The 22,883-nt window shown below is 69.6% G+C and carries 23 protein-coding genes; 13 read left to right on the top strand and 10 right to left on the bottom strand.

The annotated features are described in order from the left end of the window. Positions 1-2: 2 nt before the first annotated feature. Positions 3-806: a 2-cyclohexenylcarbonyl CoA isomerase gene (chcB, locus tag BEK98_RS04705; protein ID WP_094215100.1), complete on the bottom strand. Its 804-nt coding sequence runs from the start codon at positions 804-806 to the stop codon at positions 3-5. Positions 807-1,180: 374 nt separating this feature from the next. On the opposite strand from chcB, the gene BEK98_RS04700 reads away from it, so the two are divergent. Beyond that, on the top strand, positions 1,181-1,348 hold the full coding sequence (locus BEK98_RS04700; protein WP_018544333.1) for a DUF3117 domain-containing protein: 168 nt from the start codon (positions 1,181-1,183) through the stop codon (positions 1,346-1,348). An 87-nt stretch (positions 1,349-1,435) separates the two neighbouring features. Here the strand turns inward: BEK98_RS04700 and BEK98_RS04695 are convergent, their stop codons facing one another. After that, complete coding sequence (locus BEK98_RS04695; protein WP_279635451.1) at positions 1,436-2,119, bottom strand: O-methyltransferase; 684 nt, start codon at positions 2,117-2,119, stop codon at positions 1,436-1,438. Positions 2,120-2,368: 249 nt separating this feature from the next. On the opposite strand from BEK98_RS04695, the gene sigE reads away from it, so the two are divergent. The 5 genes from sigE (at position 2,369) to BEK98_RS04670 (ending at position 7,829) form a co-directional block, all read left to right on the top strand. Continuing rightward, positions 2,369-3,082, top strand: a complete 714-nt coding sequence (sigE, locus tag BEK98_RS04690; RefSeq protein WP_094215098.1) for an RNA polymerase sigma factor SigE — start codon at positions 2,369-2,371, stop codon at positions 3,080-3,082. Beyond that, positions 3,079-4,038 carry a zf-HC2 domain-containing protein gene (locus tag BEK98_RS04685; RefSeq protein ID WP_094215097.1) on the top strand — a complete coding sequence of 320 codons (960 nt, stop codon included), beginning with the start codon at positions 3,079-3,081 and terminating at the stop codon, positions 4,036-4,038. The genes sigE and BEK98_RS04685 overlap by 4 nt, the downstream gene beginning before the upstream one ends. A gap of 688 nt (positions 4,039-4,726) precedes the next feature. Next, the gene (locus BEK98_RS04680) at positions 4,727-6,400 is read left to right on the top strand and encodes a S1C family serine protease (protein WP_425276594.1); all 1,674 of its coding nucleotides are present in this window, start codon (positions 4,727-4,729) and stop codon (positions 6,398-6,400) included. A gap of 86 nt (positions 6,401-6,486) precedes the next feature. Then, on the top strand, positions 6,487-6,933 hold the full coding sequence (locus BEK98_RS04675) for a sec-independent translocase (protein WP_094215095.1): 447 nt from the start codon (positions 6,487-6,489) through the stop codon (positions 6,931-6,933). 224 nt (positions 6,934-7,157) lie between these two features. After that, positions 7,158-7,829: a hypothetical protein gene (locus tag BEK98_RS04670; RefSeq protein ID WP_244201747.1), complete on the top strand. Its 672-nt coding sequence runs from the start codon at positions 7,158-7,160 to the stop codon at positions 7,827-7,829. Between the two features lie 60 nt (positions 7,830-7,889). Here BEK98_RS04670 and BEK98_RS04665 read toward each other — a convergent pair whose 3' ends face one another. After that, positions 7,890-10,493 (bottom strand): DUF6185 family protein, encoded by a 2,604-nt coding sequence (locus BEK98_RS04665; RefSeq protein ID WP_244201778.1) that lies wholly within the window; start codon positions 10,491-10,493, stop codon positions 7,890-7,892. Positions 10,494-10,702: 209 nt separating this feature from the next. Between BEK98_RS04665 and BEK98_RS04660 the strand changes: the two genes are divergently transcribed. Then, entirely contained in the window at positions 10,703-11,101 is a 399-nt protein-coding gene (locus tag BEK98_RS04660; RefSeq protein ID WP_094215092.1) for a hypothetical protein, read from the top strand. An 88-nt stretch (positions 11,102-11,189) separates the two neighbouring features. Here BEK98_RS04660 and BEK98_RS04655 read toward each other — a convergent pair whose 3' ends face one another. Genes BEK98_RS04655 through BEK98_RS04645 form a run of 3 tightly spaced genes read right to left on the bottom strand, consistent with a single transcriptional unit; the run spans position 11,190 to position 14,278 of the window. Next, a complete protein-coding gene (locus tag BEK98_RS04655; RefSeq protein WP_094215091.1) occupies positions 11,190-12,323 on the bottom strand; it encodes an Mrp/NBP35 family ATP-binding protein in 1,134 nt (377 codons plus the stop codon). Between the two features lie 43 nt (positions 12,324-12,366). Further along, on the bottom strand, positions 12,367-12,969 hold the full coding sequence (locus tag BEK98_RS04650; protein ID WP_094215090.1) for a DUF1003 domain-containing protein: 603 nt from the start codon (positions 12,967-12,969) through the stop codon (positions 12,367-12,369). Further along, a complete protein-coding gene (locus BEK98_RS04645; RefSeq protein WP_094215089.1) occupies positions 12,959-14,278 on the bottom strand; it encodes a magnesium transporter MgtE N-terminal domain-containing protein in 1,320 nt (439 codons plus the stop codon). Before BEK98_RS04645 ends, BEK98_RS04650 begins: the two co-directional genes overlap by 11 nt. 190 nt (positions 14,279-14,468) lie before the next feature. Between BEK98_RS04645 and BEK98_RS04640 the strand changes: the two genes are divergently transcribed. After that, positions 14,469-15,206: a hypothetical protein gene (locus BEK98_RS04640; protein ID WP_208643005.1), complete on the top strand. Its 738-nt coding sequence runs from the start codon at positions 14,469-14,471 to the stop codon at positions 15,204-15,206. 78 nt (positions 15,207-15,284) lie between these two features. On the opposite strand, the gene BEK98_RS04635 is transcribed toward BEK98_RS04640, so the two are convergent. After that, entirely contained in the window at positions 15,285-15,797 is a 513-nt protein-coding gene (locus BEK98_RS04635) for a hypothetical protein (protein WP_094215088.1), read from the bottom strand. 22 nt (positions 15,798-15,819) lie between these two features. Then, entirely contained in the window at positions 15,820-16,950 is a 1,131-nt protein-coding gene (locus BEK98_RS04630) for a magnesium and cobalt transport protein CorA (RefSeq protein ID WP_094215087.1), read from the bottom strand. A 467-nt stretch (positions 16,951-17,417) separates the two neighbouring features. On the opposite strand from BEK98_RS04630, the gene BEK98_RS04625 reads away from it, so the two are divergent. The 4 genes from BEK98_RS04625 (at position 17,418) to BEK98_RS04610 (ending at position 20,628) form a co-directional block, all read left to right on the top strand. Beyond that, positions 17,418-18,002, top strand: coding sequence for a suppressor of fused domain protein (locus BEK98_RS04625; RefSeq protein WP_094215086.1), 585 nt, complete (start codon positions 17,418-17,420; stop codon positions 18,000-18,002). Positions 18,003-18,276: 274 nt separating this feature from the next. Next, positions 18,277-18,918, top strand: coding sequence for a DUF6758 family protein (locus tag BEK98_RS04620; protein ID WP_094215085.1), 642 nt, complete (start codon positions 18,277-18,279; stop codon positions 18,916-18,918). A gap of 189 nt (positions 18,919-19,107) precedes the next feature. Further along, positions 19,108-19,965, top strand: a complete 858-nt coding sequence (locus tag BEK98_RS04615) for a PHP domain-containing protein (protein ID WP_094215084.1) — start codon at positions 19,108-19,110, stop codon at positions 19,963-19,965. Positions 19,966-20,022: 57 nt separating this feature from the next. Further along, positions 20,023-20,628: a MarC family protein gene (locus BEK98_RS04610; protein ID WP_094215083.1), complete on the top strand. Its 606-nt coding sequence runs from the start codon at positions 20,023-20,025 to the stop codon at positions 20,626-20,628. 44 nt (positions 20,629-20,672) lie between these two features. Here BEK98_RS04610 and BEK98_RS48880 read toward each other — a convergent pair whose 3' ends face one another. Further along, positions 20,673-20,825: a hypothetical protein gene (locus BEK98_RS48880; protein WP_094215082.1), complete on the bottom strand. Its 153-nt coding sequence runs from the start codon at positions 20,823-20,825 to the stop codon at positions 20,673-20,675. Positions 20,826-21,029: 204 nt separating this feature from the next. Between BEK98_RS48880 and BEK98_RS04600 the strand changes: the two genes are divergently transcribed. Further along, the gene (locus BEK98_RS04600) at positions 21,030-21,926 is read left to right on the top strand and encodes an NYN domain-containing protein (protein ID WP_167444088.1); all 897 of its coding nucleotides are present in this window, start codon (positions 21,030-21,032) and stop codon (positions 21,924-21,926) included. A 35-nt stretch (positions 21,927-21,961) separates the two neighbouring features. On the opposite strand, the gene BEK98_RS04595 is transcribed toward BEK98_RS04600, so the two are convergent. Next, positions 21,962-22,843, bottom strand: coding sequence for an alpha/beta fold hydrolase (locus tag BEK98_RS04595; protein WP_094215080.1), 882 nt, complete (start codon positions 22,841-22,843; stop codon positions 21,962-21,964). Between the last annotated feature and the right edge of the window lie 40 nt (positions 22,844-22,883).

The following is a 22,883-nucleotide window of genomic DNA, read 5'->3' as shown; positions in this document are numbered from 1 at the left end:
GCTCACCGGCCCAGGTACTTCGGCTTCTCCTTGTTCACGAACGCCTGCACGGCGATCGCGTGGTCCTCGGACTGCCCCGCCCGCGTCTGCAGCTCGTCCTCCTTCTCCAGCGTCTCGGCGAGGGAGTGCGTCATGCCGTAGGCCACCGCCTCCTTGATCGCCGCGTAGGCCACGGTCGGGCCCTCGGCCAGGGCCCGCGCCACCTTCTCGCCCTCGGCACGCAGCTCGGCGGCCGGCACCAGGCGGTTGGCGATGCCCAGCTCCAGCGCGTCCTGCGCGCTGATGCTGCGCGGGAAGAGCAGCAGGTCGGCGGCGCGGCCCGGGCCGACCACCCGGGGCAGCGTCCAGGAGATGCCGGAGTCCGCGGTGAGCGCGACACCCGCGAAGGAGGTGTTGAAGGCCGCGGTCTCGGCCACCACCCGGTAGTCCGCGGCGAGCGCGAAGCCGAAGCCCGCCCCGGCCGCGACCCCGTTCACCGCGGCGACCACCGGCTTCGGCGCCTCGGTCAGCGCCTTCACGATCGGGTTGTAGTGCTCCTTGACCGTGCTCATCGTCTGCCCGGACCCGGTCTCCCGGTCCGCCACCAGCAGACCGATGTGTTCCTTGAGGTCCTGGCCCACACAGAACGCGCGGTCGCCGGCGGCGGTCAGCAGGATCGCCCGTACGGCGGTGTCCCGCGCCGCGGATTCCGCCGCCTCCCGGAGGGCGACCTTGGTCGCGATGTTCAGCGCGTTCATCGCCTCGGGGCGGTTCAGCGTGATCGTCGCGAGTCCGTCGCTCACCTCGTAGAGCACGGTGTCGGCCATGGCGCATCCCCTCCGGTGTCCTCGCTGGTGACGTACCGCTCAGTACGTCGCTGTCTGAAGGACAGCATGGCGGAGATCGCCGTCCGAGGGCCGGACCCGACGTGTGACCTGCGTCAAAGAAAACCGGGGCGGAGTCGCTCCGAGGGCGTGCGCGGGGCGGCGCAGTATCGCAGCCACATCCCCGAATTGGGTGGTTTTGCTCGCGCGCGTTGCCCAAGCGATGCCGACTGATGTTGGTCATCGGGTCCTGAGATGCGGGATAATGGCTTGGAAGCAATGTGTTCGATGCCGGTGTCGCGTGTCCGTTCCGGATTGCGCGTGCCCTCCTGGGGCCGTCGGCAGACGATGAGCTGGTTTCAGGAAGGGGAACGAGCATGGCGGCCATGAAGCCGCGGACGGGTGATGGCCCGCTCGAGGTGACCAAGGAGGGGCGGGGCATCGTCATGCGCGTTCCGCTCGAAGGCGGCGGTCGACTCGTCGTCGAGCTGACCCCTGACGAGGCCGAGGCGCTCGGCGACGCCCTCAAGAAGGTCGTCGTCTGACGAGCCCGCGATCCAGTCCTTACGGCAGCCCCGGCATCGTATGCGGTGCCGGGGCAGCCGCGTTTCCGGGCCCCCGCGTCCCGACCGTCACCGCTTGACGGCGCACAGCAGACCGTCGCCCACCGGCAGCAGCGACGTCACCAGCTCCTGGCTCTCCCGCACCGTGCGCAGCAGCTCACGCAGCCGCAGCACCTCCGTGGGCTGCGGTCCCGAGTCGACCGTACGGCCGTTGGCGAATATGCCCTCGAAGACGACCAGGCCACCCGGACGCAGCAGGCGCAACGATTCGGCGAGATAGTCCGAGTACTCCAGCCGGTCCCCGTCGCAGAACACGAGGTCGTAGCCGGCGTCCGCGAGCCGGGGCAGCACGTCCAGGGCCCGGCCGGGGATGAACCGGGCCCGGTTGCTGGCGAAGCCGCAGGCGCGGAAGGCCTGCCGGGCGAACTGCTGGTGCTCCGGCTCCGGGTCGACCGTGGTGAGCACCCCGTCGGGGCGCATGCCGTGCAGCAGATGGATTCCGGACACCCCGCAGCCGGTGCCGATCTCCGCGACCGCCTTCGCGTCCACGGAGGCGGCGAGCATGCGCAGCGCGGCGCCCGTGCCGGGCGACACCGAGCGCAGCCCTGCCTCCCGGGCCCGGTCCCGGGCCCAGTGCAGCGCTTCGTCCTCGGCGACAAAGGCGTCCGCGAACGCCCAGCTCGTCGGCCGGTTGCCGGTAATGACCCTCTCCTGTCCCCGTGGTTGCCTCGGCGTGACTGTATCCGTTGGCACCGGGAACCCGCAGATGGGACTGGGCGTTTAAAGGGTTGAGCCGGTGGCCCGGGACGCGACGGGGGGTAGAAGGTGGATCAGGACGCCAAGCACATGCTGACGCAGCCGTATGAGCCGTATCAGCGCGTATCAAATTCTCGTAAAACCGCTTATCCGGAGCTAACGGGCGAGGTGGCTATGGTAGGGGCTCCACTGGACACCACCAGAGCCGACAGGGGAGGTGCGGCCGCGCCCGGGGACCGGGGAGGAGTGCTGCGGCGCTTCCTCGGATCGGCGGGCAGGCCGAAATCCGTGACCGACACCGCTGCTGACAGCCACTCCGCCCGCTTCGCCGCGGGCGAGACCCAGACCGCGACCTTCTCCACCGACGCGGACGGGCAGGCCTGGACTCCGCCCACGTGGGAGGAGATCGTCAGCACGCACAGCGGCCGGGTCTACCGACTGGCGTACCGCCTCACGGGCAACCAGCACGACGCCGAGGACCTCACCCAGGAGGTCTTCGTCCGCGTTTTCCGCTCGCTGTCGACGTACTCGCCGGGCACGTTCGAGGGCTGGCTGCACCGCATCACCACCAACCTGTTCCTGGACATGGTCCGGCGCAAGCAGCGCATCCGCTTCGACGCCCTCGGCGAGGACGCGGCCGAGCGCCTGCCCAGCCGTGAGCCCACCCCGCAGCAGGTCTTCAACGACGCCCACTTCGACGCGGACGTCCAGCAGGCCCTGGACACCCTCGCGCCCGAGTTCCGCGCCGCGGTTGTCCTGTGCGACATCGAAGGACTGTCGTACGAGGAGATCGCCGCGACCCTCGGCGTGAAGCTCGGCACGGTCCGCTCCCGTATCCACCGCGGCCGCTCCCAGCTCCGCAAGGCCCTCGCCCACCGTGCGCCCGAGGCGCGCAAGGCCGAGCGGCGCTCCTTTGTGGCCCGTGTCCCCGCTCTGGGGGGAGGGGGCGCGACCGCGTGAGTGGATCCCGACCGAAACCTGCTCCGGCGCACTTCGCCGAGCAGCACCTGGGAGACCGACTCTCCGCCCTGGTGGACGGAGAGCTCGGTCATGAGTCGCGTGAGCGCGTCCTCGCCCACCTGGCCACCTGCGCCCGGTGCAAGGCGGAGGCGGACGCCCAGCGACGCCTGAAGAGCGTCTTCGCGGAGGCGGCCCCGCCGTCGCCCTCCGAGAGCTTCCTGGCCCGCCTCCAGGGCCTTCCCGGGGGAGGTGACCCCGACGGCGACGGCACCTCAGAGCCCGGGGGAGGCCTCTTCGGCCGAGACCCCGGGGCCGGCGTCTTCGGCACGAGCCGCGGCGAGCGCTTCGAGTTCGGCTACGTCCCCGCCTCCTCCGCCCACTCCGCCGCTCCCGAGGAGCGCGGTTTCCGTATCCATCCCGTCGGCCGTCCGGACGCCGACCGGTCCGCCTCGCGCGGACTGCGGTTCGCTGCTGCCGCCGCCGGCGCGGTGTCGCTGGCCGCGCTCGCCCTCGGCGGCGTGACCACCGCCATCCCCGGCGACCTGGCCGCGGACGCCCGCAGCGGCTCCGGCAGCGGCAACGTGGCCCCGACGCGTTCGGCGGGCACGGGCGCGGCGACGCCCGACTCCCAGCGCCGTCGCGCGGTGGGACCGCTGCTCGCCCAGGGCAGCAGCCTGCTCGGCCAGACCTCGGCCGCGCCGACCTCCATGTCCGCGCCGCTGGTGCCCGGAGTGCCGGCCCCGGCCACGGGTCAGGTCCAGGACGCCGTGCACGAACTGACCGCCCCGGTGATGGCGGGCGCGGCCGCGGTCTCCCCGCTGATACGCCCGCTGAGCGAGATCACCCCGTTCTCGCTGACCCCCGGGTCCGCGTCGCCCCAGGTGACCGGCCCCGGCCTGCTGTCCGCCCCCGCCCCCGACACCACCTCCGCCTCACCCTCCCCACAAGCGCCCTGACCTGCCTCTTCGCCCCGGCCGTCGAACCTGGTTGAATCCTGTGAAACCGTGCCCGCGGCGCTGACCCGGGCACGGAGTCGACGTTCCGCGACCACCGCCGACGCGCGCGGCCGCGGCCAGCCGTGGGGAGAGCATGAACGAGGGGAACCCGACGTCTGTCCCGCCGGGGGAGCAGGCGGAACACGGGGAGCAGACGTCGACGGGGGAATCACCGGCGAGCCCCACCGACGGCGACTTCGAACTGGCAAAGCCGAAGCCTGCGGCGGCTGTCTCGGGCGGCGCGGGGGCGGGCGGGGCTGTGAGCGTGGGGGCTTCGTCCGGCGTGGCTGAGCGTGTCGCGGCTCAGCCTGTCGTGGCTGAGCCTGTTGCGCCTCAACCTGTCGTGGCTGAGTTTTTTGCGGCTGAGTCCGGCGCGGCTGAGCCGGTGGCGGCGGATTCGGCGTTGGCTGTGGGAGAGGTGGCTGGGGCAGCGTCGGCTGCGGCAGGGGTGGCTGGGCCAGCGTCGGCTGTGGCAGAGCCGCCCGGGGCAGAGCCGCCCGGGGCAGAGCCGCCCGGGGCAGTGTCGGCCAGGGCAGAGGTGGCTGGGGCAGCGTCGGCCGCGGCAGAGCCGCCAGGGGCAAGTTCGGCCACGGCAGAGCCGGCCGGGGCGGACTCCGCCGTCGTACCGCCTGCCGAGCGCCTCAAGCCTCTGCACGACCCCGACCCCTACAGCACCCCGCCCTACGGCGAGCCGGGCCCCTGGGCACCCGCACCGCCGGTCCAGCACCCGGCCGCGACAGCGGCGCAGGGGACGGCCGTACCGGCACCGGGGGCCGCACAAGGTCCGGCCGTTCCACAGGCACCGGCCGCTCCGCAAATCCCCGCCGGGCCGCAGGCACCGGCCGTTTCACAAGCACCGGCGGCCCCGCAGGCACCTGCCGCCGCACCAGCGCAAGCTGCTCCGCAGTCACCCCAGCCTTCACAGTTGCCGGCGCAGGCAGTCCCGGCCGCGCCGGGGCACATGGCTCCGGCCACGTCCGCCCCCGCGGACCCGGGTGCGCCCCCGTCCGTGGATGCCTCGGGATCCGCGCTGGGCGCGTCGTCGGTGTATGCGCCGGGGGAGCTGCCCGATTCGGCCGCTGCAGCCGCGCCGGAGCCGGCCGCCGGCCCCTGGCCGCGCTATGACCCCTGGGCCGCGTCCGCCGCAGGGCAGCAGCCCACCATGCACGGGCCGCTGCAGCAGACCGGTGCGGCGGTGCCCACCGAGCAGCAGCGGCGTAAGCGGGGCAGGCGGCTGCTCCTGGTGTGGACCCTGCTGGTCGCCGTCCTCTCCAGCGGCATCGGCGGCCTCGTCGGCGCCTATGTCGAGCGCGAGGGCGTGGGCGACGTACATCTGCCGCAGCCCGGAAAGGTGCCCGCCGGACGGGCGCCGGACAGTGTCGCCGGGATCGCCGCCCGGGCGCTGCCCAGCGTCGTCACCCTGCACGTACGCGGGGCCGACGAGGCGGGCACCGGCACCGGCTTCGTGCTCGACGCCCGCGGCCACATCCTCACCAACAACCATGTCGTCGAGCCCGCCGCGTCCGGCGGCGAGATATCCGTGACGTTCAGCAGCGGCGCCACCGCCAAGGGGAAGGTCGTGGGCCGCGACAGCGGATACGACCTGGCCGTCGTCCAGGTCACCGGCGTCCACGGGCTCACCCCCATGCCCCTCGGCAACTCCGACGACGTCCGGGTCGGCGACCCGGTCGTCGCCATCGGCGCCCCCTTCGACCTGGCCAACACCGTCACCTCCGGCATCATCAGCGCCAAGGAACGGCCCATCACGGCCGGCGGCGAGAAGGGCGACGGCAGCGATGTGTCGTACGTCGACGCGCTGCAGACCGACGCCCCCATCAACCCGGGCAACTCCGGTGGCCCCCTCCTCGACTCCCGGGCCCGGGTCATCGGCATCAACTCCGCCATCCGCTCCGCCGCCGACGGCACGGACTCCGGGACCGGGCAGGCCGGCTCCATCGGCCTCGGCTTCGCCATCCCCGTCAACCAGGCCCGTCGGGTCGCCGAGGAACTGATCAACGACGGTCACGCCACCCACCCCGTCATCGGCGTCACCCTCGACATGGGCTACACCGGCGACGGCGCGCGGATCGACGCCAAGGCCCGGGACGGCGGCCCCGCCGTCACCAAGGGCGGCCCCGGCGACCGGGCAGGCCTGCGCGCGGGCGACGTCATCACCGAGGTCGACGGACAGCGCGTCCACTCGGGCGAGGAACTGATCGTGAAGATCCGCGCTCATCGGCCGGGCGACCGGCTGCGTCTGACGGTCGAACACGGCGGCACCCGGGAGGTTTCACTCGTGCTGGGCGCTTCGGACCAGAACTGACAGAAGTCTCACCTCGGGACGGTACCGGTCTGCCAGGTACGGCGGGTACCGTTGAGCGACCGAGAACATCGCAATGGGAGCGTCAGGTGTTCAATGACATAGGACCACTCGAGCTGGTGACGATCATCGTGCTCGCTGTGCTCGTCTTCGGTCCCGACAAGCTCCCGAAGGTCATCCAGGACGTGATGCGCACGGTCCGGAAGATCCGCGAGTTCTCGGAGAGCGCGAAGCAGGACATCCGCAACGAGCTGGGTCCGGAGTTCAAGGACTTCGAGTTCGAGGACCTCAACCCCAAGACGTTCATCCGCAAGCAGCTGGACAATGACGAGCTGGGGCTGAAGGAGATCCGCAACGGCTTCGACCTGAAGAAGGAGATGGCCGAGGTCACGGACGCCGTCCACAGCCGCGACACCGAAGCCTCGTCTTCGTCCTCGCCGTCCTCCTCCTCGTCCGGCGGGCGCATCGACATGACCAAGAAGCCCGAGGACACCGGCAAGGACGACCGTCCGCCGTTCGACGCGGACGCCACCTGACCGGACCCGACACGCGCACCCGGCGGCGGACGTGACGCGTTTCATAGCGCGCACCCGCCGCACACGGCGCGAACAGGGCTTCTGCACGACCCACGCGCCGGGCGCTTTCCCTGCTGCCCTCAGCGGTGTGGATATGCTGCCGAGTTGTTGTGCGGACCGGACGAGTACGCCCGAAGGGGGGCGGGCCGCCCCGGTCCGACGAGAGCGAGGAGGCGTCCGGGCAGATGGAGACGACGAGTCGGGTGGGCGCGCAGGCGCCGGCCGCGGAGGGCGGACAGCAGCTCCCCTTCGCCCGGCGTACGGTCGACGGCTACCTGCTGGCGCCCTTCCCGTGGTACGGCCTCGACGAGGCGTTCACCGGGCAGCGCTGGCTGATGCAGGTCGGCACGGCGGCCGACGGTGCCGTCGAACACGGGTCGATCGGTCACGGTGACGAGCCCTCCGTACGCAACGAGCACGTTGCCTCGTCCGCGGACGAGGCCAGGGAGAAGTTCGCGGTCGTGGTGACCGTGGCGGCGAACCCGTCCCGGCGGAGCGCCGACGGTACGGGTCTGCTGGAGGCGACGTCGGTGTCGTCGGCGGCGTGGCTGGCGGGGGTGGGGCTGCTGTCGTTCACGTGGCCCGGGCAGATGGACCACAGCCTCCGTGACGACTGGCTGGAGCAGCAGACGGAGACGGCGTGGGCCCTGGCCGACGACCTTGAGGGCCCCGAGTGGTCCACGCTCTCTCTTCCGGTGGACGGGGTACCCATGCCCTTCCACTACCGGGAGTCGGAGTTCGGGTGGGTGCTGGCCGGTTCCACCGCGGAGGGTGTGCATGTGGGGGCGTACGGGCGGGGGATGAGCGCGTACGGGCTCGGCTTCGCGATGATCAAGGACATCTCGACGTACGCCTGAGGGCCGCGCCGCCCCGCGCTCTGACGACGCGGGGCGGTGACCAGCTTGCAGCGCGGTTCCTCAGCGCTTGATCAGTTCCTTCAGGATGGTCACGACCACCGCCACCTGGGCGAGAAGCCAGGCGACCTGTCCGGAGAGGCCGCGTAGTCGGTGGATCGACAGCAGCAAGGCGAAACGACTGGGCCAGTACAGCCGTTCCTCGCTCAATGTCGATGTATCCAGCCAGAGACTGGTGAGCGTCAGGATGAGGAGTGTGAGCACGGAATACAGGACCAGCATCCTGGGGGCCACGTCGGTGTATCGGTTGAGCAGAGCGCCCAGAAGGGCCGGCACGGCGTAGGCGAAGGCGAGGCTCCATGCGCGGGCGGTACTGCGGCGGCCGGGCAGCAGACGCCACACGGCGCCGAGGACGAAGCCGAGGCCGGCCCATGCCATCTGATAGGCGATGAACCCCGCGACGACGCTCGGAATCGCAGTGGGTTCAAGGGTGAGTTGCGCCCCGCTATATAGATCCCTCATCTCCAGATAGAGAAGGGCGACGCTGGCCGGAACTCCGAAGCAGAACGCGAGGCGTGCGGCCCGCAGTGCATTGGACCACCAGTGGGCGTCCGGCCCCCAAGCCAGGGCGACGTCCAGAATGGAAATCTGGGCGGGCGGATTTTTCTTGAGACATCGCGAAACCAGCCACTGGCGTAGCCCGCGCAGCTGATCCTCCAATTGCTCGGAGGTGACGCCGCCGGCACGCCCCTGGTCCAGCAGTTGCATTTGATGGTTGAGGTTGCGGTATTGATGGGCTTTTTCCAGCAATTCACTCCGCTTATTGATTCCCGGCGTGTGCATGCAAAATAGATCTCCCATCTGGCCCAGTACCGACCACCGTCGCCCCGCGGCAAGGACCGCGAAGAGTGAGATGATGTTCAGCACGAACCAGATCCCGTACTGTGCGTTGTTGCTCGCGAACTTTGCACCCCTCATCCCTACGGTCAAGGCAAATAGCGCGGCGATCAGCAGAAGATCGGGTTTGTCCGGCCCCAAGGGAATGTTCCCCATTTTGCGGATGGCCTGAGCCCGTTGGATCGTGAAGCGATGGTGCAGCAAGGCGAGGAGTGCAATACCTGCCAGAAACCAGCTGTAGGTGAAGATCCAGGTGAGGTCAGTGAAGGAGAAATTCGCCAGATAGCGATTGACGTATTTTTCGTGCTCTGCAGAAAGACTTGCGTCGCTGAGCCAAGCGGACCGTTTCCATTGATTTTCGAGTGTCCAGTGGAGACACCAGAGAAGGCCACCTGCGATCAGCCCCAGCAGCGCTGAGACGGCTGCGACGCAGAGAACCGGCGCTTTGCCCCACTTGCTGATCCAGCGAGCGGGGACCAGTCCTCCTTCGCGCGCGAAGCGCCATGCCCATGCGGCCATCGCGGCGAGCCACAACCAGACCGTCGTCAGGCCCATGAGTACGTACCCGACCTTGCCGGAGAGTGACGACGCTTTCGTTTCCAGGTCATAGGGCAGGCCGATGCGCTGGTGGCCGAAGATGACCAGCGTGCCGATCGCCGCCGCGACCGAAGCGAACCCGATGACGGCGTATGCCTGACGGCGCCGATGGCCTTTCGAGCCGTCGGACTCGTCGGTCCCGGCGCTCGGGACTGTGGGTGACGCGCCGCCGTACCAAGGGCGGGCGACGAGGGTTAAGGTCAGGCCGGCCGCGATACAGATGAGCGTTCGTTCTCGCAGTTTGACGAGTGGTGGGTCATTGAGGAACAGAAGCAGTGTCAGCGCGACCGCCCCGCTGAGCAGGGCCCACTGCAGAACCGATGATGCGAGGCCTTCGCCGCGCTCTCCTCGGAAGCCGCCGATTCGCCACCTGGATCCCGGTGTCCCGAACGCAGGAGACACATACGGACGTTGGGTGCGGAGCGCGGCCAGTGCGAGCACACCGGAGCCGAACGCCCACCACGTGGCAATGCCTGCTGGTTTCCAAAGTGACTCATCCCAGCTCAGGGCCAAGGACCTCTGCCACGGCAGATCGACTTCGACGCACAGGTACTCGGGGAGCTTCCTCCGCCGGTCGAGGTCTGCCGCCGGACAGAGGCGCTTGAGCGGCTGAGTGGCCCACACCGCCTTGGTCTTGTCGGCAAACCATGGCCGCCCATAATGTTTGAATTTGAGGCCACCTAGTTCGGCCATGACATTCCAGCGCGCTTTTTGCAGCGTCGACGGCTGGAGGATGACCTCCCATTTATTTTTCTTCTTCTTGTCCCTTGTGATCTTCCAGGGGCCGAGCTGAAAATCCCCGTACCCCTTGATCCAGGTGTAGGAACTGTACGCCACCGTAACTTTGTCCCCGTCGGCGGTGGCGACTGGATTGCCGTTGCGCCATTCAGTTTTGCGAAGGGAATTATCTGATCCGCGCAACAGGCAGTGCATCGCTGTCCGGTATTCGGGGGATTCCGTGCTGAATGTCAACTGGCTTGCCATGCTCCATTCCCGCGCAGGCACCTCGACCTTCATGTCCGAAGAGACCTGGATGTAATGCCTGCCATGCTGGCGGAAGTGGATCTCCGCGTTCACCGTGCTGGAATCGAGCTGGTCCTCTCGGCAGGCGTCATGACCATTCTGCCGCGCCTCCGCGGGAGCGCACCCCCACCACATCACCGCCAGGACCACCAGCGACAACAGCCGCCACCACCTGATCTCCCTCAATGCTCCCGCACCTCCTCCCCCGAGAATTTAGACACGCGTTCCACGGGTCACACTCAGGCGCACGGCAGGGGTCCGAACAACCCACTCCTTCGCCCCAGTCTCCGGAATTGCAGGAAAACAGTCAGTGGCTGATAATGGAATCCGATCACCGTCAACTGCTTGACGGAGGAATTATGGCCGACATAAACGTTTCCGCTCCGAGAACGTCGCTTCCCCGCTTCGAGGAAGCCGAGGCTCTGGGCCCCCAGGACGCGGAGTTCGTCCGGGACCTCGTGGCGGTGCTGGCCAGACACGGGAACCTGAACCGCTTCGGTCTGTGCCTGTTGCACGATCATTTCCCGCTCGCCCCCGACGAGGTGCTCGTGGAGACGAACGACGCCAGAACCCGCACGCTCCACGCTCAGGTGGAGAAGGTGGACGCCACACGGCACACCAAGGCCTCGCAATGGCGGTTCTCGCCGCATGCCCAGGGCGGACAGGGTGCGGAACCCGACGACGGCGCCTACCAGGTGCTCCAGCTGTGCACCACGCTGGACCTGTGTCCGGGGCGCGAGCACGAGGGCGACGACTGACCGCCATCAGCGAAGGGCATACGGCGAGGGGCGCCGTCGGTGAAAGACGGCGCCCCCTGGCGCAGAGACTGTAGAAGCCTCAGCAGCCTCAGAACTTGTTCCTCGGCGTGATCCCCAGCGACAGCCCCGAAAGCCCCCGCTGCCGACCGCCCAGCTTCCCCGCGATACCCCGCAGCGCCGACCCCGCCGGAGACTCCGGGTCCGTCAGGACCACCGGCTTGCCCTCGTCGCCGCCCTCGCGGAGGCGGACGTCGATGGGGATGTTGCCGAGGACCGGGACCGTCGCGCCCGTCGTGCGGGTCAGGCCGTCGGCGACCATCTGGCCGCCGCCCGTGCCGAAGACGTCGACCATCTCGCCGCAGTGCGGGCAGGGCAGGCCGGACATGTTCTCGACCACGCCGACGATCTTCTGGTGGGTCTGGACGGCGATGGCGCCGGCCCGCTCGGCCACCTCGGCGGCGGCCTGCTGCGGCGTCGTCACGACCAGGATCTCGGCGTTCGGGACGAGCTGGGCGACGGAGATCGCGATGTCACCGGTGCCGGGCGGCAGGTCCAGGAGCAGGACGTCCAGGTCGCCCCAGTACACGTCCGCCAGGAACTGCTGCAAAGCCCTGTGCAGCATCGGGCCGCGCCAGACGACGGGGGCGTTGCCCGGGGTGAACATGCCGATGGAGATGACCTTCACGCCGTTCGCGGACGGCGGCATGATCATGTTCTCGACCTGGGTCGGACGGCCGTCCACGCCCAGCATGCGCGGCACCGAGTGGCCGTAGATGTCGGCGTCGACGACGCCCACCTTGAGGCCGTCGGCCGCCATCGCCGCCGCCAGGTTCACCGTCACCGAGGACTTCCCGACGCCGCCCTTGCCGGAGGCGACCGCGTACACGCGGGTCAGGTTGCCCGGCTTGGCGAAGGGGACCTCGCGCTCGGCCTGGCCGCCGCGCAGGGCCGCCGCCAGCTCCTTGCGCTGCTCGTCGCTCATCACGTCCAGCGTGACGTCGACCCGGGTGACGCCCTCGACCCGGGAGACCGCCTCGGTGACGCGCTGGGTGATCGTCTCGCGCATGGGGCAGCCGGAGACCGTCAGGTACACGGTGACCGCGACCGCGCCGTCCTCCCCGATCTCCACCGATTTGACCATCCCCAGTTCGGTGATGGGTCGGTTGATCTCGGGGTCGTTCACCGTCGCCAGTGCCTCGCGCACCGCGTCTTCCGTAGCCATAAGGACGATGGTACGGCGCGCCGAGGGGCCTGCGGGTAGCCCCTCAGCGGTCGTCTGCGTCACGTCCCGGCGACCGTTCTGCCCGTTCCGCCGGGAATACGACATGGCCGTCGTGGCGCCGTCGCTCCTCCAGCTCCTTGACCACGTCCTGCAGCTCGGAGCGGATCCAGTCGCGGGTGGCGACCTCGCCCAGGCCCAGGCGCAGCGCGGCGAGCTCCCGGGTCAGGTACTCGGTGTCCGCGATGGACCGCTCGTTCTGCTTGCGGTCCTGTTCGAGGTTGACCCGGTCGCGGTCGTCCTGCCTGTTCTGTGCGAGCAGGATCAGCGGGGCCGCGTAGGAGGCCTGCAGGGACAGCATCAGGGTCAGGAAGATGAACGGGTAGTTGTCGAAGCGCAGGACGGCCGGCGCGAAGATGTTCCACACCACCCACAGGATGATGACGACCGTCATCCAGACGATGAAGCGTCCCGTGCCCAGGAAGCGGGCGATCTTCTCCGACAGCCGGCCGAAGGCCTCCGGGTCCCACTCGGGCAGGAACCGGCGCCGCGGCGGGCGCGGCTGGTCCAGGCGGGGCGTGCGGGGCCGGGTGGCGGCCGTGGCGCCCACCGGGGTGCGCTCACGGGTGCTCTCGCGCTCAGGAGCCATGTGCACTCGCCCCCTCGCTCTCCGCCCCGTTCGCCGCCGCCCCGTTCTCCTCGTTCAGATGGAACTCCGTCTCCCGCCAGTCCTCGGGCAGCATGTGGTCGAGTACGTCGTCCACGGTCACCGCCCCGAGCAGCGAACCGGACTCGTCCACGACGGGCGCGGCGACCATGTCGTACGTGGCGAAGAACCCGGCGACGACGGGTAGCGGGGCGTCGGGATCCAGGGGCTGCAGGTCGTCGTCGACGAGTGAGCTGACCAGGGTGTACGGGGGGTCCCGCAGCAGGCGCTGGAAGTGGACGGTGCCCAGGTACTTGCCGGTCGGGGTCTCGTCGGGCGGTCGGCAGACGTAGACCTGGGCGGCGAGGGCGGGGGAGAGGTCGGGGTTGCGGACCCGGGCGAGCGCGTCGGCGACGGTGGCGTCCGGCCGCAGCACGATCGGCTCGGTGGTCATCAGACCCCCCGCGGTGTGCTCCTCGTACGACATCAGGCGCCGCATCTCGGCCGCGTCGGCGGGCTCCATCAGGCTCAGCAGCCGCTCCTTGTCCTCCTCCGGGAGTTCGGAGAGCAGGTCGGCGGCGTCGTCGGGGTCCATGGCCTCCAGGACGTCGGCCGCGCGCTCCTCCTTCAACTTGCCGAGGATCTCGATCTGGTCGTCCTCGGGCAGCTCCTCCAGGACGTCGGCGAGGCGGTCGTCGTCCAGGGCGGCGGCGACCTCGGCGCGCCGCTTGGCGGAGAGGTGGTGCAGGACGTTGGCGAGGTCGGCGGGGCGCAGCTGCTCGAAGGTGGCGAGCAGGCTCTCGGCGCCCTGCCCGTGCTCCTCCAGCGAGAAGCCGGTGACGGCCGACCACTCCACGGTCAGCGTCTCGCCCTTGGCCCGCCGGAAGGCGCCGCCTTTCTTCCCCTTGCGGACGAAGACGCGGTCGACCTCCCAGTCCCGGCGGGCGGGCAGTTGCTGCACGGACACGTCGAGGACGGTGACCTCCTCGCCGGTCTCCACCAGCTTCACCCGCCGGTCCAGCAGCTCCCCGAAGACCAGCCGCTCGGTGGGCCGCTGCTCGAAGCGGCGCACGTTGAGCACGCCGGTGGTGATGACCTGCCCGGACTCGATGCCGGTCACCCGGGTCATGGGCAGGAAGATACGGCGCCGGGTGGACAGTTCGACCACCAGCCCGAGGACGCGCGGGGGGCGTCGCCCGACGCGCAGCATGACGACCAGTTCGCGTACGCGACCCACCTGGTCGCCGGTCGGATCGAAGACGGGGACCCCGGCGAGGTGCGAGACGAAGATCCGGGGGGCGCCGGCTGCCATGGCTGTGCTTCCTTTGATCGCATTGCGTGGGAATTGCTGTTTTCTGCCCGCTCGCGTGCGCTTCAGGCTAGCCCGTACCGATCGGATACGCCCTGGTGGGCGGTCCGGACGGACTGGCTCCGCCGGGCGGGCGGGCCCCCGGTACGCTGCGGTACTCCGCTCAGGACTCGTCAGAAAGGCAGCGTCACCTGTGACTGCGATTCCCCAGGGCCGTACCCGCCGGACCGCGCTGCTGAGCGCGGCATGCGCACTGGCCGTGACGGGGGCGATGGTGCTGACGGGGTGCAGCAGCGAGGACCCGGACGCGGGGACCAACGGGGTCGGCAAGCTCGCCCCCGACCGGATCCAGGCGAAGACGCGGGCCGCGGCGGACGCGGCGCCCGCGCTACGGCTGTCCGGGACCGTGGTCACCAGCGGCCGTACGTACAAGCTGGACATGCGGCTGAAGGCCGACGGCGGCACCGGCTCGGTCACGTCCGAGGGGGCGACGTTCGGGCTGCTGCGGGTCGGCGAGCAGCTGTATCTGAAGGCCGACGCGGACTTCTGGAGCCACGGCGGGGACGCCGGGACGGCCGGCAAGCTCGACGGCAAGTACGTCAAGGTGCCGCAGGGCGATCCCGCGTACAAGAAGTTCAGCGGTTTCACGGACAAGGCTGTCCTCCTCGACGGTCTGCTGACCCTGCACGGCAAGCTGGCGACGGACGGCCACCACGACCAGTCCGGCACCCGCACGATCCGCATCACCGGCGACGCCGGCTCCGGCGGCACCCTTGACGTCTCCCTCCAGGGCCAGCCGTATCCCCTGCGCCTGGTCCGGGCCGGCAGCGCAGGAACGCTCCGCTTCTCGGACTGGGGCAAGGACTTCACCGTGACCGAGCCCGCGAAGTCGGAGACGGTGGACTACGGCAAGCAGCTGCCGACGTCGTAGGTCACCCGAACCCGCCGCGGCGGTGATCGGCCCCGATGTACGTTTCCGCCGGGGCCGAACCCTGCTCGGCCCCGGCCGTTACTTCTTCCGGCGCTTGGCCAGCAGCTTCGGCAGCCCCGCCGGGATCGGCTGACGCGTCGTCGCCGGGGACGGCAGGGGACGTGACGCCAGGCTGTCGGAAGGCAACGTCGCAACAGACCCCGTCGGCACCAGGCGGAGCACCCGGCACTCGCGCGCCCAGCGGCCCGGCATCTCCTCGCCGTCGGGGGCGTTCAGCCGCTTCCCCTTCAGCTCGGCCACCGTCGCCTCCCACTCCGGCGAGCCGGCGGCCAGCTCGGACACGGTCGCCGGCCAGCTCACCAGCCGGCCCCCCTTGTCCTTGCTGCGCACGGTCACCTCGGCCGAGCCGCCGTCGGTGAGACCGGGCAGCGGCTGCTCTCCGGGCCCGTCGCCGACCAGGCACACCGCACCCTCGTGCCACACGTGCCACAGCGCACGCGCGGCCGGGGCGTCGGCGCCCTTGACCCAGATGAGGCCGGACTTCTTGCTGGCCTCCTCGATGAGGGCCAGGTCGAGCAGCTCGCTTGTCATGTGCCCAGCCTATCCAGCCCGCTCACAGCCAGCCGTTGCGCTTCAGCGTGCGGTGGATGCCGAGACACAGCGCGACCGTGATCCCCATGATCACCGGGTAGCCGTACTTCCAGTGCAGCTCGGGCATGTACTTGAAGTTCATGCCGTACACCCCGCACACCATCGTCGGTACGGCGATGATCGCGGCCCATGCGGTGATCTTCCGCATGTCCTCGTTCTGCGCGACGGACGCCTGCGCGAGGTTGGCCTGGAGGATGGAGTTGAGGAGTTCGTCGAAGCCCAGCACCTGCTCCTGGACCCGGGCGAGGTGGTCGGCGACGTCCCGGAAGTACTTCTGGATGTCCGGGTCGACCAGCCGCATCGGCCGCTCGCTCAGCAGTTGCATCGGCCGCAGCAGCGGAGCCACCGCCCGCTTGAACTCCAGGACCTCACGCTTGAGTTGGTAGATCCGCGCCGAGTCCACACCACGCGAGACCCCGCCCCGGCGGCCGGGCGAGAAGACCTCGGTCTCCACCTCGTCGATGTCGTCCTGCACCGCGTCGGCGACCGCGATGTACCCGTCCACGACGTGGTCCGCGATGGCGTGCAGCACGGCGGAGGGGCCCTTGGCCAGCAGTTCCGGGTCGTCCTGCAGGCGGTGCCGCAGCGCCCTGAGCGAGCCCTGCCCGCCGTGCCGGACGGTGATGAAGAAGTCCCGGCCGGTGAAGCACATGACCTCGCCGGTCTCGACCACTTCACTGTTGGCGGTGAGTTGGTCGTGCTCGACGTAGTGGATGGTCTTGAACACGGTGAACAGCGAGTCGTCGTACCGCTCCAGCTTGGGCCGCTGGTGCGCCTGGACCGCGTCCTCGACGGCCAGCGGGTGGAGCCCGAACTCGCTCGCGATACCGGCGAATTCCGCCTCGGTCGGCTCGTGCAGGCCGATCCACACGAACCCGCCGTCGCGACGCACCAGCCGCATCGCCTCCTGCGGCGTCAGCGGCTTGGCGCTCTGCACACGGGCGCCGTCGCGGTAGACCGCGCAGTCGACGACGGCCGACGGGGTGCCGGGGTCGCGCGTGGTGTCGTACGACGCGCTCGTGCTCGTCTGCTTGCGCAGCGAGACACGGGACGACGGACGGACCACGGCGCGCAGGTCGCGGATCATCGACATGGGCAGGCTCCTTCGCAGGCGGGCAGCGAAAGCGCACGGCATCGGGTGGAACTACCCGGAATGGGGACGTCCTGACTACACATGTTTGGCACGTCCACAAAGCGGGGAGCACCGCACCGTTGCGGTGGCGACTTCGCTACTGATGCAGAACTGATTCAGGTCAGACAGATCAGGCAGATCAGGCAAAGCGAAACGAAGTGCTCTTCCGAACGAAGACGCGAACAGGAAGGCGGCAGCCAGCCGGGAACTGGATCAGCAGCCGGAAGAGCGAGTGGTACTACCAGGTCGACTTCGATCCATGACAGCCCCACCTCCTCCGGCCGGTCCCTCGTAAGGGAGTCTCATCGGCGTCGGGACTTGATAGCGACGCTTCTGCGTGCTGCCCCGAACCACCGGCTCAGCGTAGCAGCAGCCCTCAGTGTCAAGTCGCCGCTTTGCCCGCTACTGACGAGTTCTATGCTCACCGCATGGTTGATGTTCTTCCTCTGGTCGAGGCCCGGTTGGCGACCGCGCTGGGCGAACCGGACGCGCGCGCCGCGGTCACCTTCCTCGGTACGGACCGCATCGAGGTGCTCCGTTTCCGGGAGGGGGACGTGGTCCGTTACGCCTCCCTGGGCATGTCCGCGCACCCCATGACGGACCCCACGGCGATGCTCGCCGACCCCGTCAAGGGCCCCCGCGCCGAGTTGGTCCTCTCGGTCCGCGCGGGCCTCGCGGAGACCGACAAGGTGCTCCGTCCGCTCGCCGCGCTCGCCGCGTCCCCGCAGGTGGAGGGTGTGGTCGTGGCCCCCGGCGCCTCCCTGGACGTGGGCGATCCGCTGTGGCCCGGCGCCCCCTTCACCTCGGTCCTGGTGGGCGAACCCGGCGGGCTCGTCGAGGATCTGGAGCTGGATGACCCGATGGATCCCGTACGGTTCCTGCCGCTGCTGCCGATGACCCCGAACGAGGCCGCCTGGAAGCGGGTGCACGGTGCCCAGGCCCTTCAGGAGCGCTGGCTCGCGAACGGCACGGACCTGAGGGACCCCGCCCGCAGGTCCGTCCCGCTCGACTGATCCGGCAGTGACCGATCTCACCAACACAAGGCGGGATTCGGCCAGTTGGCAAAGACGGTGACACCGTCCTCGGTGGCGTGCGCCGTCTCCGGCTCCTCGCTCTTCGGTGCTCTCGTCCCTGCGAGCAGGTGGTTGGTGTATGCACATATCAAGTCGGCCGCGCTAATTAATGCAAGATGCATCTAGTTTTCCCTGGTGGGGTGGGGACATGCGTTCCCCCCGGACGGGTGATCGTCCTTGACGTGGGCCGGTCCGGGTAGGACCGTGGAGCCCTATGAGGGGCGAACCCAGTTGCCCGAAGTGTGGTGGCCGGGTCAGGGCTCCCGGACTCTTCGCCGATTCCTGGCAGTGTGATGTGCACGGGACGGTGTATCCGCTGCAGCCCGTGATCCCGCCCAGCGTCGAGGCCCTCGGTGTCGTGGTGCACCGCGCGCAGGTCCCGGTGTGGATGCCGTGGCCGCTGCCGGTCGGGTGGCTGTTCACCGGCGTGGCCTACGCGGGGGACGACCGCGGCGGCGGCCGTGCCACCGCGGTGGCCTGCTCCGGCCCCGGACCGCTCGGCGGCATGGGTGAGCTGATCCTCGTCGCCGAGGAGCTCGGCGTCGGCCTCGGCGCGCGGTACGCGGGTATCGACGGTCCCGACCCCGGGGCGTTCATGAACGTCGAGAAGCCACCCCAGGCCAAGGTCCTGGCCGGCGGCCGCCCGACCCCGCTCTGGCACGTCTATCGCGCCCCCGATGACCGTGCCGTCTTCGCCGGTGAGGCGCTTGGGATGTGGCTGTGGGCGGTGCTGTGGCCCGAGAAGTCCGGGCTGCTCATGTACGACGAGCTGGTGCTGACGGATCTGCGGGATGCGGGGGCGGAGCTGGATCTGGTGCCCTGCGGAGCGTTGTCGCCGCGCTTGCTTCAGCCGTAGCGCCTACTGGGGTGGGGGTGCTGTTCGGTGGCGGGTGTGGGTTGTCGTGGGCTGGTCGCGCAGTTCCCCGCGCCCCTGGGGTGGCTTCGGTAGGGGGTGCTTCATGGGTTCGGGTGTGACAGGCGGGGCTTGAAACACCGCTATCCTTAGGTGTCCCCTTCCGTCTCGTCACCGCCTGGAGATTGTGTCGTGCGTATCGATCTGCACTGTCACTCCACGGCCTCTGACGGTACGGACACCCCGGCTGAGCTGGTGCGTAATGCCGCTGCCGCCGGGCTGGACGTCGTCGCGCTGACCGACCATGACACCACTCGTGGGTACGCCGAGGCGATCGCCGCGGTGCCCGAGGGGCTCACCCTGGTCACCGGGGCCGAGCTGTCCTGTCGTATCGACGGCATCTCCATGCACATGCTGGCCTACCTCTTCGACCCCGAGGAGCCCGCTCTGCTCGCCGAGCGGGAGCTGGTCCGGGACGACCGGGTGCCGCGGGCCCAGGGCATGGTCGCCAAGCTGAACGCGCTGGGTGTGCCGGTCAGCTGGGAGCAGGTCGAGCGGATCGCCGCCGGCGGTTCCGTGGGGCGTCCGCATGTCGCGACCGCGCTCGTCGAGCTGGGCGTGGTGCCCACGGTGAGTGACGCGTTCACCGAGGAGTGGCTGGCCGACGGCGGGCGGGCCTTCGTGGAGAAGCACGAGACCGACCCCTTCGAGGCGATCCGGCTGATCAAGGGCGCGGGCGGCGTGGCCGTCTTCGCGCACCCGGCCGCCGCCAAGCGCGGCCGCACGGTGCCGGAGTCCGCGATCGCCGAGATGGCCGCGGCCGGTCTGGACGGCATCGAGGTCGACCACATGGACCATGAGGTCGACGCCCGGGAACGGCTGCGGGGCCTCGCGAAGGAGCTGGGGCTGCTGGTCACCGGGTCCTCGGACTACCACGGCAGCCGCAAGACCGTGTCGCTCGGTGAGTACACGACGGACCCCGAGGTGTACGGGGAGATCATTCGCCGGGCTACCGGCGCGTTTCCCGTCCCGGGGACCGGCGGGATCTGACGCTCAGATCACCCGCCCAGCCCGTTTCTCTTCTCTCCGCAAGGCTTGTACTTCCCCATGTTCGACGTCGCCGTCTTCGGCTCCCTGTTCCTGACCCTTTTTGTCATCATGGATCCCCCCGGGATCACCCCGATCTTCCTCGCGCTGACCGCGGGGCGCCCCGCCAAGGTGCAGAAGCGGATGGCCTTCCAGGCCGTCTGTGTGGCGGGCGGGGTCATCGCCACGTTCGGCCTCCTGGGCCACCAGATCCTGAACTATCTGCACGTCTCCGTCCCCGCGCTGATGATCGCGGGCGGTCTGCTGCTTCTGCTGATCGCGCTCGACCTGCTCACCGGCAAGACCGATGAGCCCAAGCAGACCAAGGACGTGAACGTCGCCCTCGTACCGCTGGGCATGCCGCTGCTGGCGGGGCCCGGTGCCATCGTGTCCGTGATCCTGGCCGTGCAGAAGGCCGACAGTGTGGCCACGCAGGTCTCGGTGTGGACCGCGATCCTCGCGATCCATGTCGTGCTGTGGCTGGTGATGCGTTACTCGCTGCTGATCATCCGGGTCATCAAGGACGGCGGCGTGGTCCTCGTGACGCGGCTCGCGGGCATGATGCTCTCCGCGATCGCGGTGCAGCAGATCATCAACGGTGTCACTCAGGTGATCCGGGGGAGCTGAGACGTGGGCTCGGCTCCCCCGGAAAGCTTGAGTGGCGGTCCGCGTTACGAGGCCGGGGTCTCGGCCGGGCGGATCCACAGGCGCTGTCCGACGGCGGCGGCCTGCTGAACGATCCGGTTGACGGAGGCGGCGTCCACGACGGTGCTGTCCACGGTGGTGCCGTTGACCTCGTCGAGTCGCATGATTTCGAAGCGCATGGCTTCTCCCTTCGTCTGGTCATCCTCCTGAGGAGAACTACTGGTGTGTCGTGCTGTCGTAGGTAGTCAACGGGCTGCGTGTTACAAACATTCCCTACGCTAAAGAAATTTTTCGAACGTCTAACTACTGACCGGTAAGCGCTGTCCGCGGGACTGGCCGGGATCGGTTGTGTTCGCAGCGTGACCGCCGGGACAATGGAAGCGATGAACGACGACCTGGCGGCCCTCGCCGCCCGCATCGACCACACCAACGAGCTGCTGCAGCGCATGCTCGCCGAGGTGGCGAAGACGCCCTCGACCCACGCGATCTTCGTCGACGCGGGCTATCTGTATGCGGCGGCGGGCCGACTGGTCGCCGGAACCGAGGACCGCCGGGCCTTCGACCTCGACGCCGAGGGCCTGATCGACGCGCTCATCGACAAGGCCCGCACGATCTTCGCCGACAGCCGGCTGCTGCGCGTCTACTGGTACGACGGCGCCCGGCGCCGCATCCACACCGCCGAGCAGCAGTCCATCGCCGAACTGCCCGACGTCAAGGTCCGCCTCGGCAACCTCAACGCCAACAACCAGCAGAAGGGCGTCGATTCGCTGATCCGGTCGGACCTGGAGTCCCTGGCCCGCCACCGCGCGATCAGCGACGCGGCCCTCCTCGGCGGCGACGAGGACCTGGTCTCGGCGGTGGAGGCGGCCCAGGGCTACGGCGCCCGCGTCCACCTGTGGGGCATCGAGGCACCCGAGGGCCGCAACCAGGCCGAGCCGCTGCTCTGGGAGGTCGACAGCCAGCGCACCCTCGACCTGGAGTTCTTCAAGCCGTACGTCTCCCGCCGCACGGCCGCCGCCTACGAGGCCGTCACCGGCACCCGGCCCACCCGTGAGGACGTCCGCTTCGTCGGCGCCCAGATCGCCGCGAAGTGGCTGTCCGCGCGCGGCCGTGAGGCCCTGGTCGAGCTGCTCCCCGGCCACCCCTACCTGCCCGGCTCCGTCGACCAGGACCTGCTGGTCGAGGCGGAGGGCCTGCTCCAGTACTCCCTACGCGGCCAGGCGGACCTGCGCCGCGCCCTCAGGGACGGCTTCTGGGAGCATCTGCAGGCGCTGTACTAGTTCCGCGTACTGGTTCCTCGTACTGGTTTCGCGTACTAGTTCCGCGCGGGGGTGTCGTCCCAGAAGTCGGCGATCGCGCGGGCCGTGGCGAGCGGGCGGTCCGTGTTGGGCGAGTGCTCGGCCCCGTCGATGACGGACCGCTTGCCCCCCAGCCGCACCGCCATCTCGTCGAGCAGCGGCAGCGGCCAGGTGTCGTCCAGCGAGCCCGACAGCACGTGGAACGGCATTGGTACGGCGGCCAGTTCGGCGACACGGTCCGGCTCGGTGCACAACTGACGTCCCGTGGCGAGCAGTTGGGCGGGCTTGTTGCCCAGCCAGCGGCGCCGCAGATCGTCCCGGCCGACCAGGCCGCCGTCCAGCTTGCCCGTGTCGGTCTCCTCCGGCGGCTCCATCGCCTGCATCGCGTCCCACACCTCGGCCATCGTCATCACACCGAGCGCATCCCGCAGCAGCTTCACGCGCTGCTGCTGGGAGGGCGAGATCTGCGCCGGGCCCGAGGCCATCAGGGTGAGAGAGCGGAAGGGGGAGCGGTCGATCAGCACGGCCGCACGGGAGATCTGCCCGCCGAGCGAGTGCCCCAGCAGATGCACCGGCGTCCCGATCGCCGCCGCCTGCGCCAGCACGTCCCGCGCCAACTCCTCCTGCGCGTAGGCGGATTCATCGTGTTCGGGCCCGTCCGACTCGTACTGCCCGCGGCCGTCCACGGCCACGGTCCGGTATCCGCGCTCGGCCAGCGGCACATGCAGCGGATTGAAGTCCTCCTTGCTCCCGGTGAACCCCGGCAGCAGCAGTGCGACGCCCTTCGGCTCGACCCCGTCGGCCACGGGCGCGTCGACGACGGCGAATTCACCGCGCGCGGTGCGCAGGGAGTACGCACGGGCACCGGGGGGTGGGACGAAGGTGGCTGGCCTGCTCATGGGGAGAGGCTATCGGGCGGGGTGCGGGCGGGGCGGGGGA

Origin of the sequence: Streptomyces diastatochromogenes, assembly GCF_002242805.1 — a bacterium.
Lineage (GTDB): Bacteria > Actinomycetota > Actinomycetes > Streptomycetales > Streptomycetaceae > Streptomyces > Streptomyces diastatochromogenes.
This window is presented reverse-complemented; position numbering and strand designations above follow the sequence as displayed.

What these genes read in the sequence shown, in the direction of transcription:
- chcB (WP_094215100.1), bottom strand. Translation starts at nt 806, where the DNA reads ATGGCCGACACCGTGCTCTACGAGGTGAGCGACGGACTCGCGACGATC.
- BEK98_RS04700 (WP_018544333.1), top strand. Translation starts at nt 1,181, where the DNA reads ATGGCGGCCATGAAGCCGCGGACGGGTGATGGCCCGCTCGAGGTGACC.
- BEK98_RS04670 (WP_244201747.1), top strand. Translation starts at nt 7,158, where the DNA reads ATGGAGACGACGAGTCGGGTGGGCGCGCAGGCGCCGGCCGCGGAGGGC.
- BEK98_RS04660 (WP_094215092.1), top strand. Translation starts at nt 10,703, where the DNA reads ATGGCCGACATAAACGTTTCCGCTCCGAGAACGTCGCTTCCCCGCTTC.
- BEK98_RS04655 (WP_094215091.1), bottom strand. Translation starts at nt 12,323, where the DNA reads ATGGCTACGGAAGACGCGGTGCGCGAGGCACTGGCGACGGTGAACGAC.
- BEK98_RS04650 (WP_094215090.1), bottom strand. Translation starts at nt 12,969, where the DNA reads ATGGCTCCTGAGCGCGAGAGCACCCGTGAGCGCACCCCGGTGGGCGCC.
- BEK98_RS04645 (WP_094215089.1), bottom strand. Translation starts at nt 14,278, where the DNA reads ATGGCAGCCGGCGCCCCCCGGATCTTCGTCTCGCACCTCGCCGGGGTC.
- BEK98_RS04635 (WP_094215088.1), bottom strand. Translation starts at nt 15,797, where the DNA reads ATGACAAGCGAGCTGCTCGACCTGGCCCTCATCGAGGAGGCCAGCAAG.
- BEK98_RS04630 (WP_094215087.1), bottom strand. Translation starts at nt 16,950, where the DNA reads ATGTCGATGATCCGCGACCTGCGCGCCGTGGTCCGTCCGTCGTCCCGT.
- BEK98_RS04625 (WP_094215086.1), top strand. Translation starts at nt 17,418, where the DNA reads ATGGTTGATGTTCTTCCTCTGGTCGAGGCCCGGTTGGCGACCGCGCTG.
- BEK98_RS04620 (WP_094215085.1), top strand. Translation starts at nt 18,277, where the DNA reads ATGAGGGGCGAACCCAGTTGCCCGAAGTGTGGTGGCCGGGTCAGGGCT.
- BEK98_RS04610 (WP_094215083.1), top strand. Translation starts at nt 20,023, where the DNA reads ATGTTCGACGTCGCCGTCTTCGGCTCCCTGTTCCTGACCCTTTTTGTC.
- BEK98_RS48880 (WP_094215082.1), bottom strand. Translation starts at nt 20,825, where the DNA reads ATGCGCTTCGAAATCATGCGACTCGACGAGGTCAACGGCACCACCGTG.
- BEK98_RS04600 (WP_167444088.1), top strand. Translation starts at nt 21,030, where the DNA reads ATGAACGACGACCTGGCGGCCCTCGCCGCCCGCATCGACCACACCAAC.
- BEK98_RS04595 (WP_094215080.1), bottom strand. Translation starts at nt 22,843, where the DNA reads ATGAGCAGGCCAGCCACCTTCGTCCCACCCCCCGGTGCCCGTGCGTAC.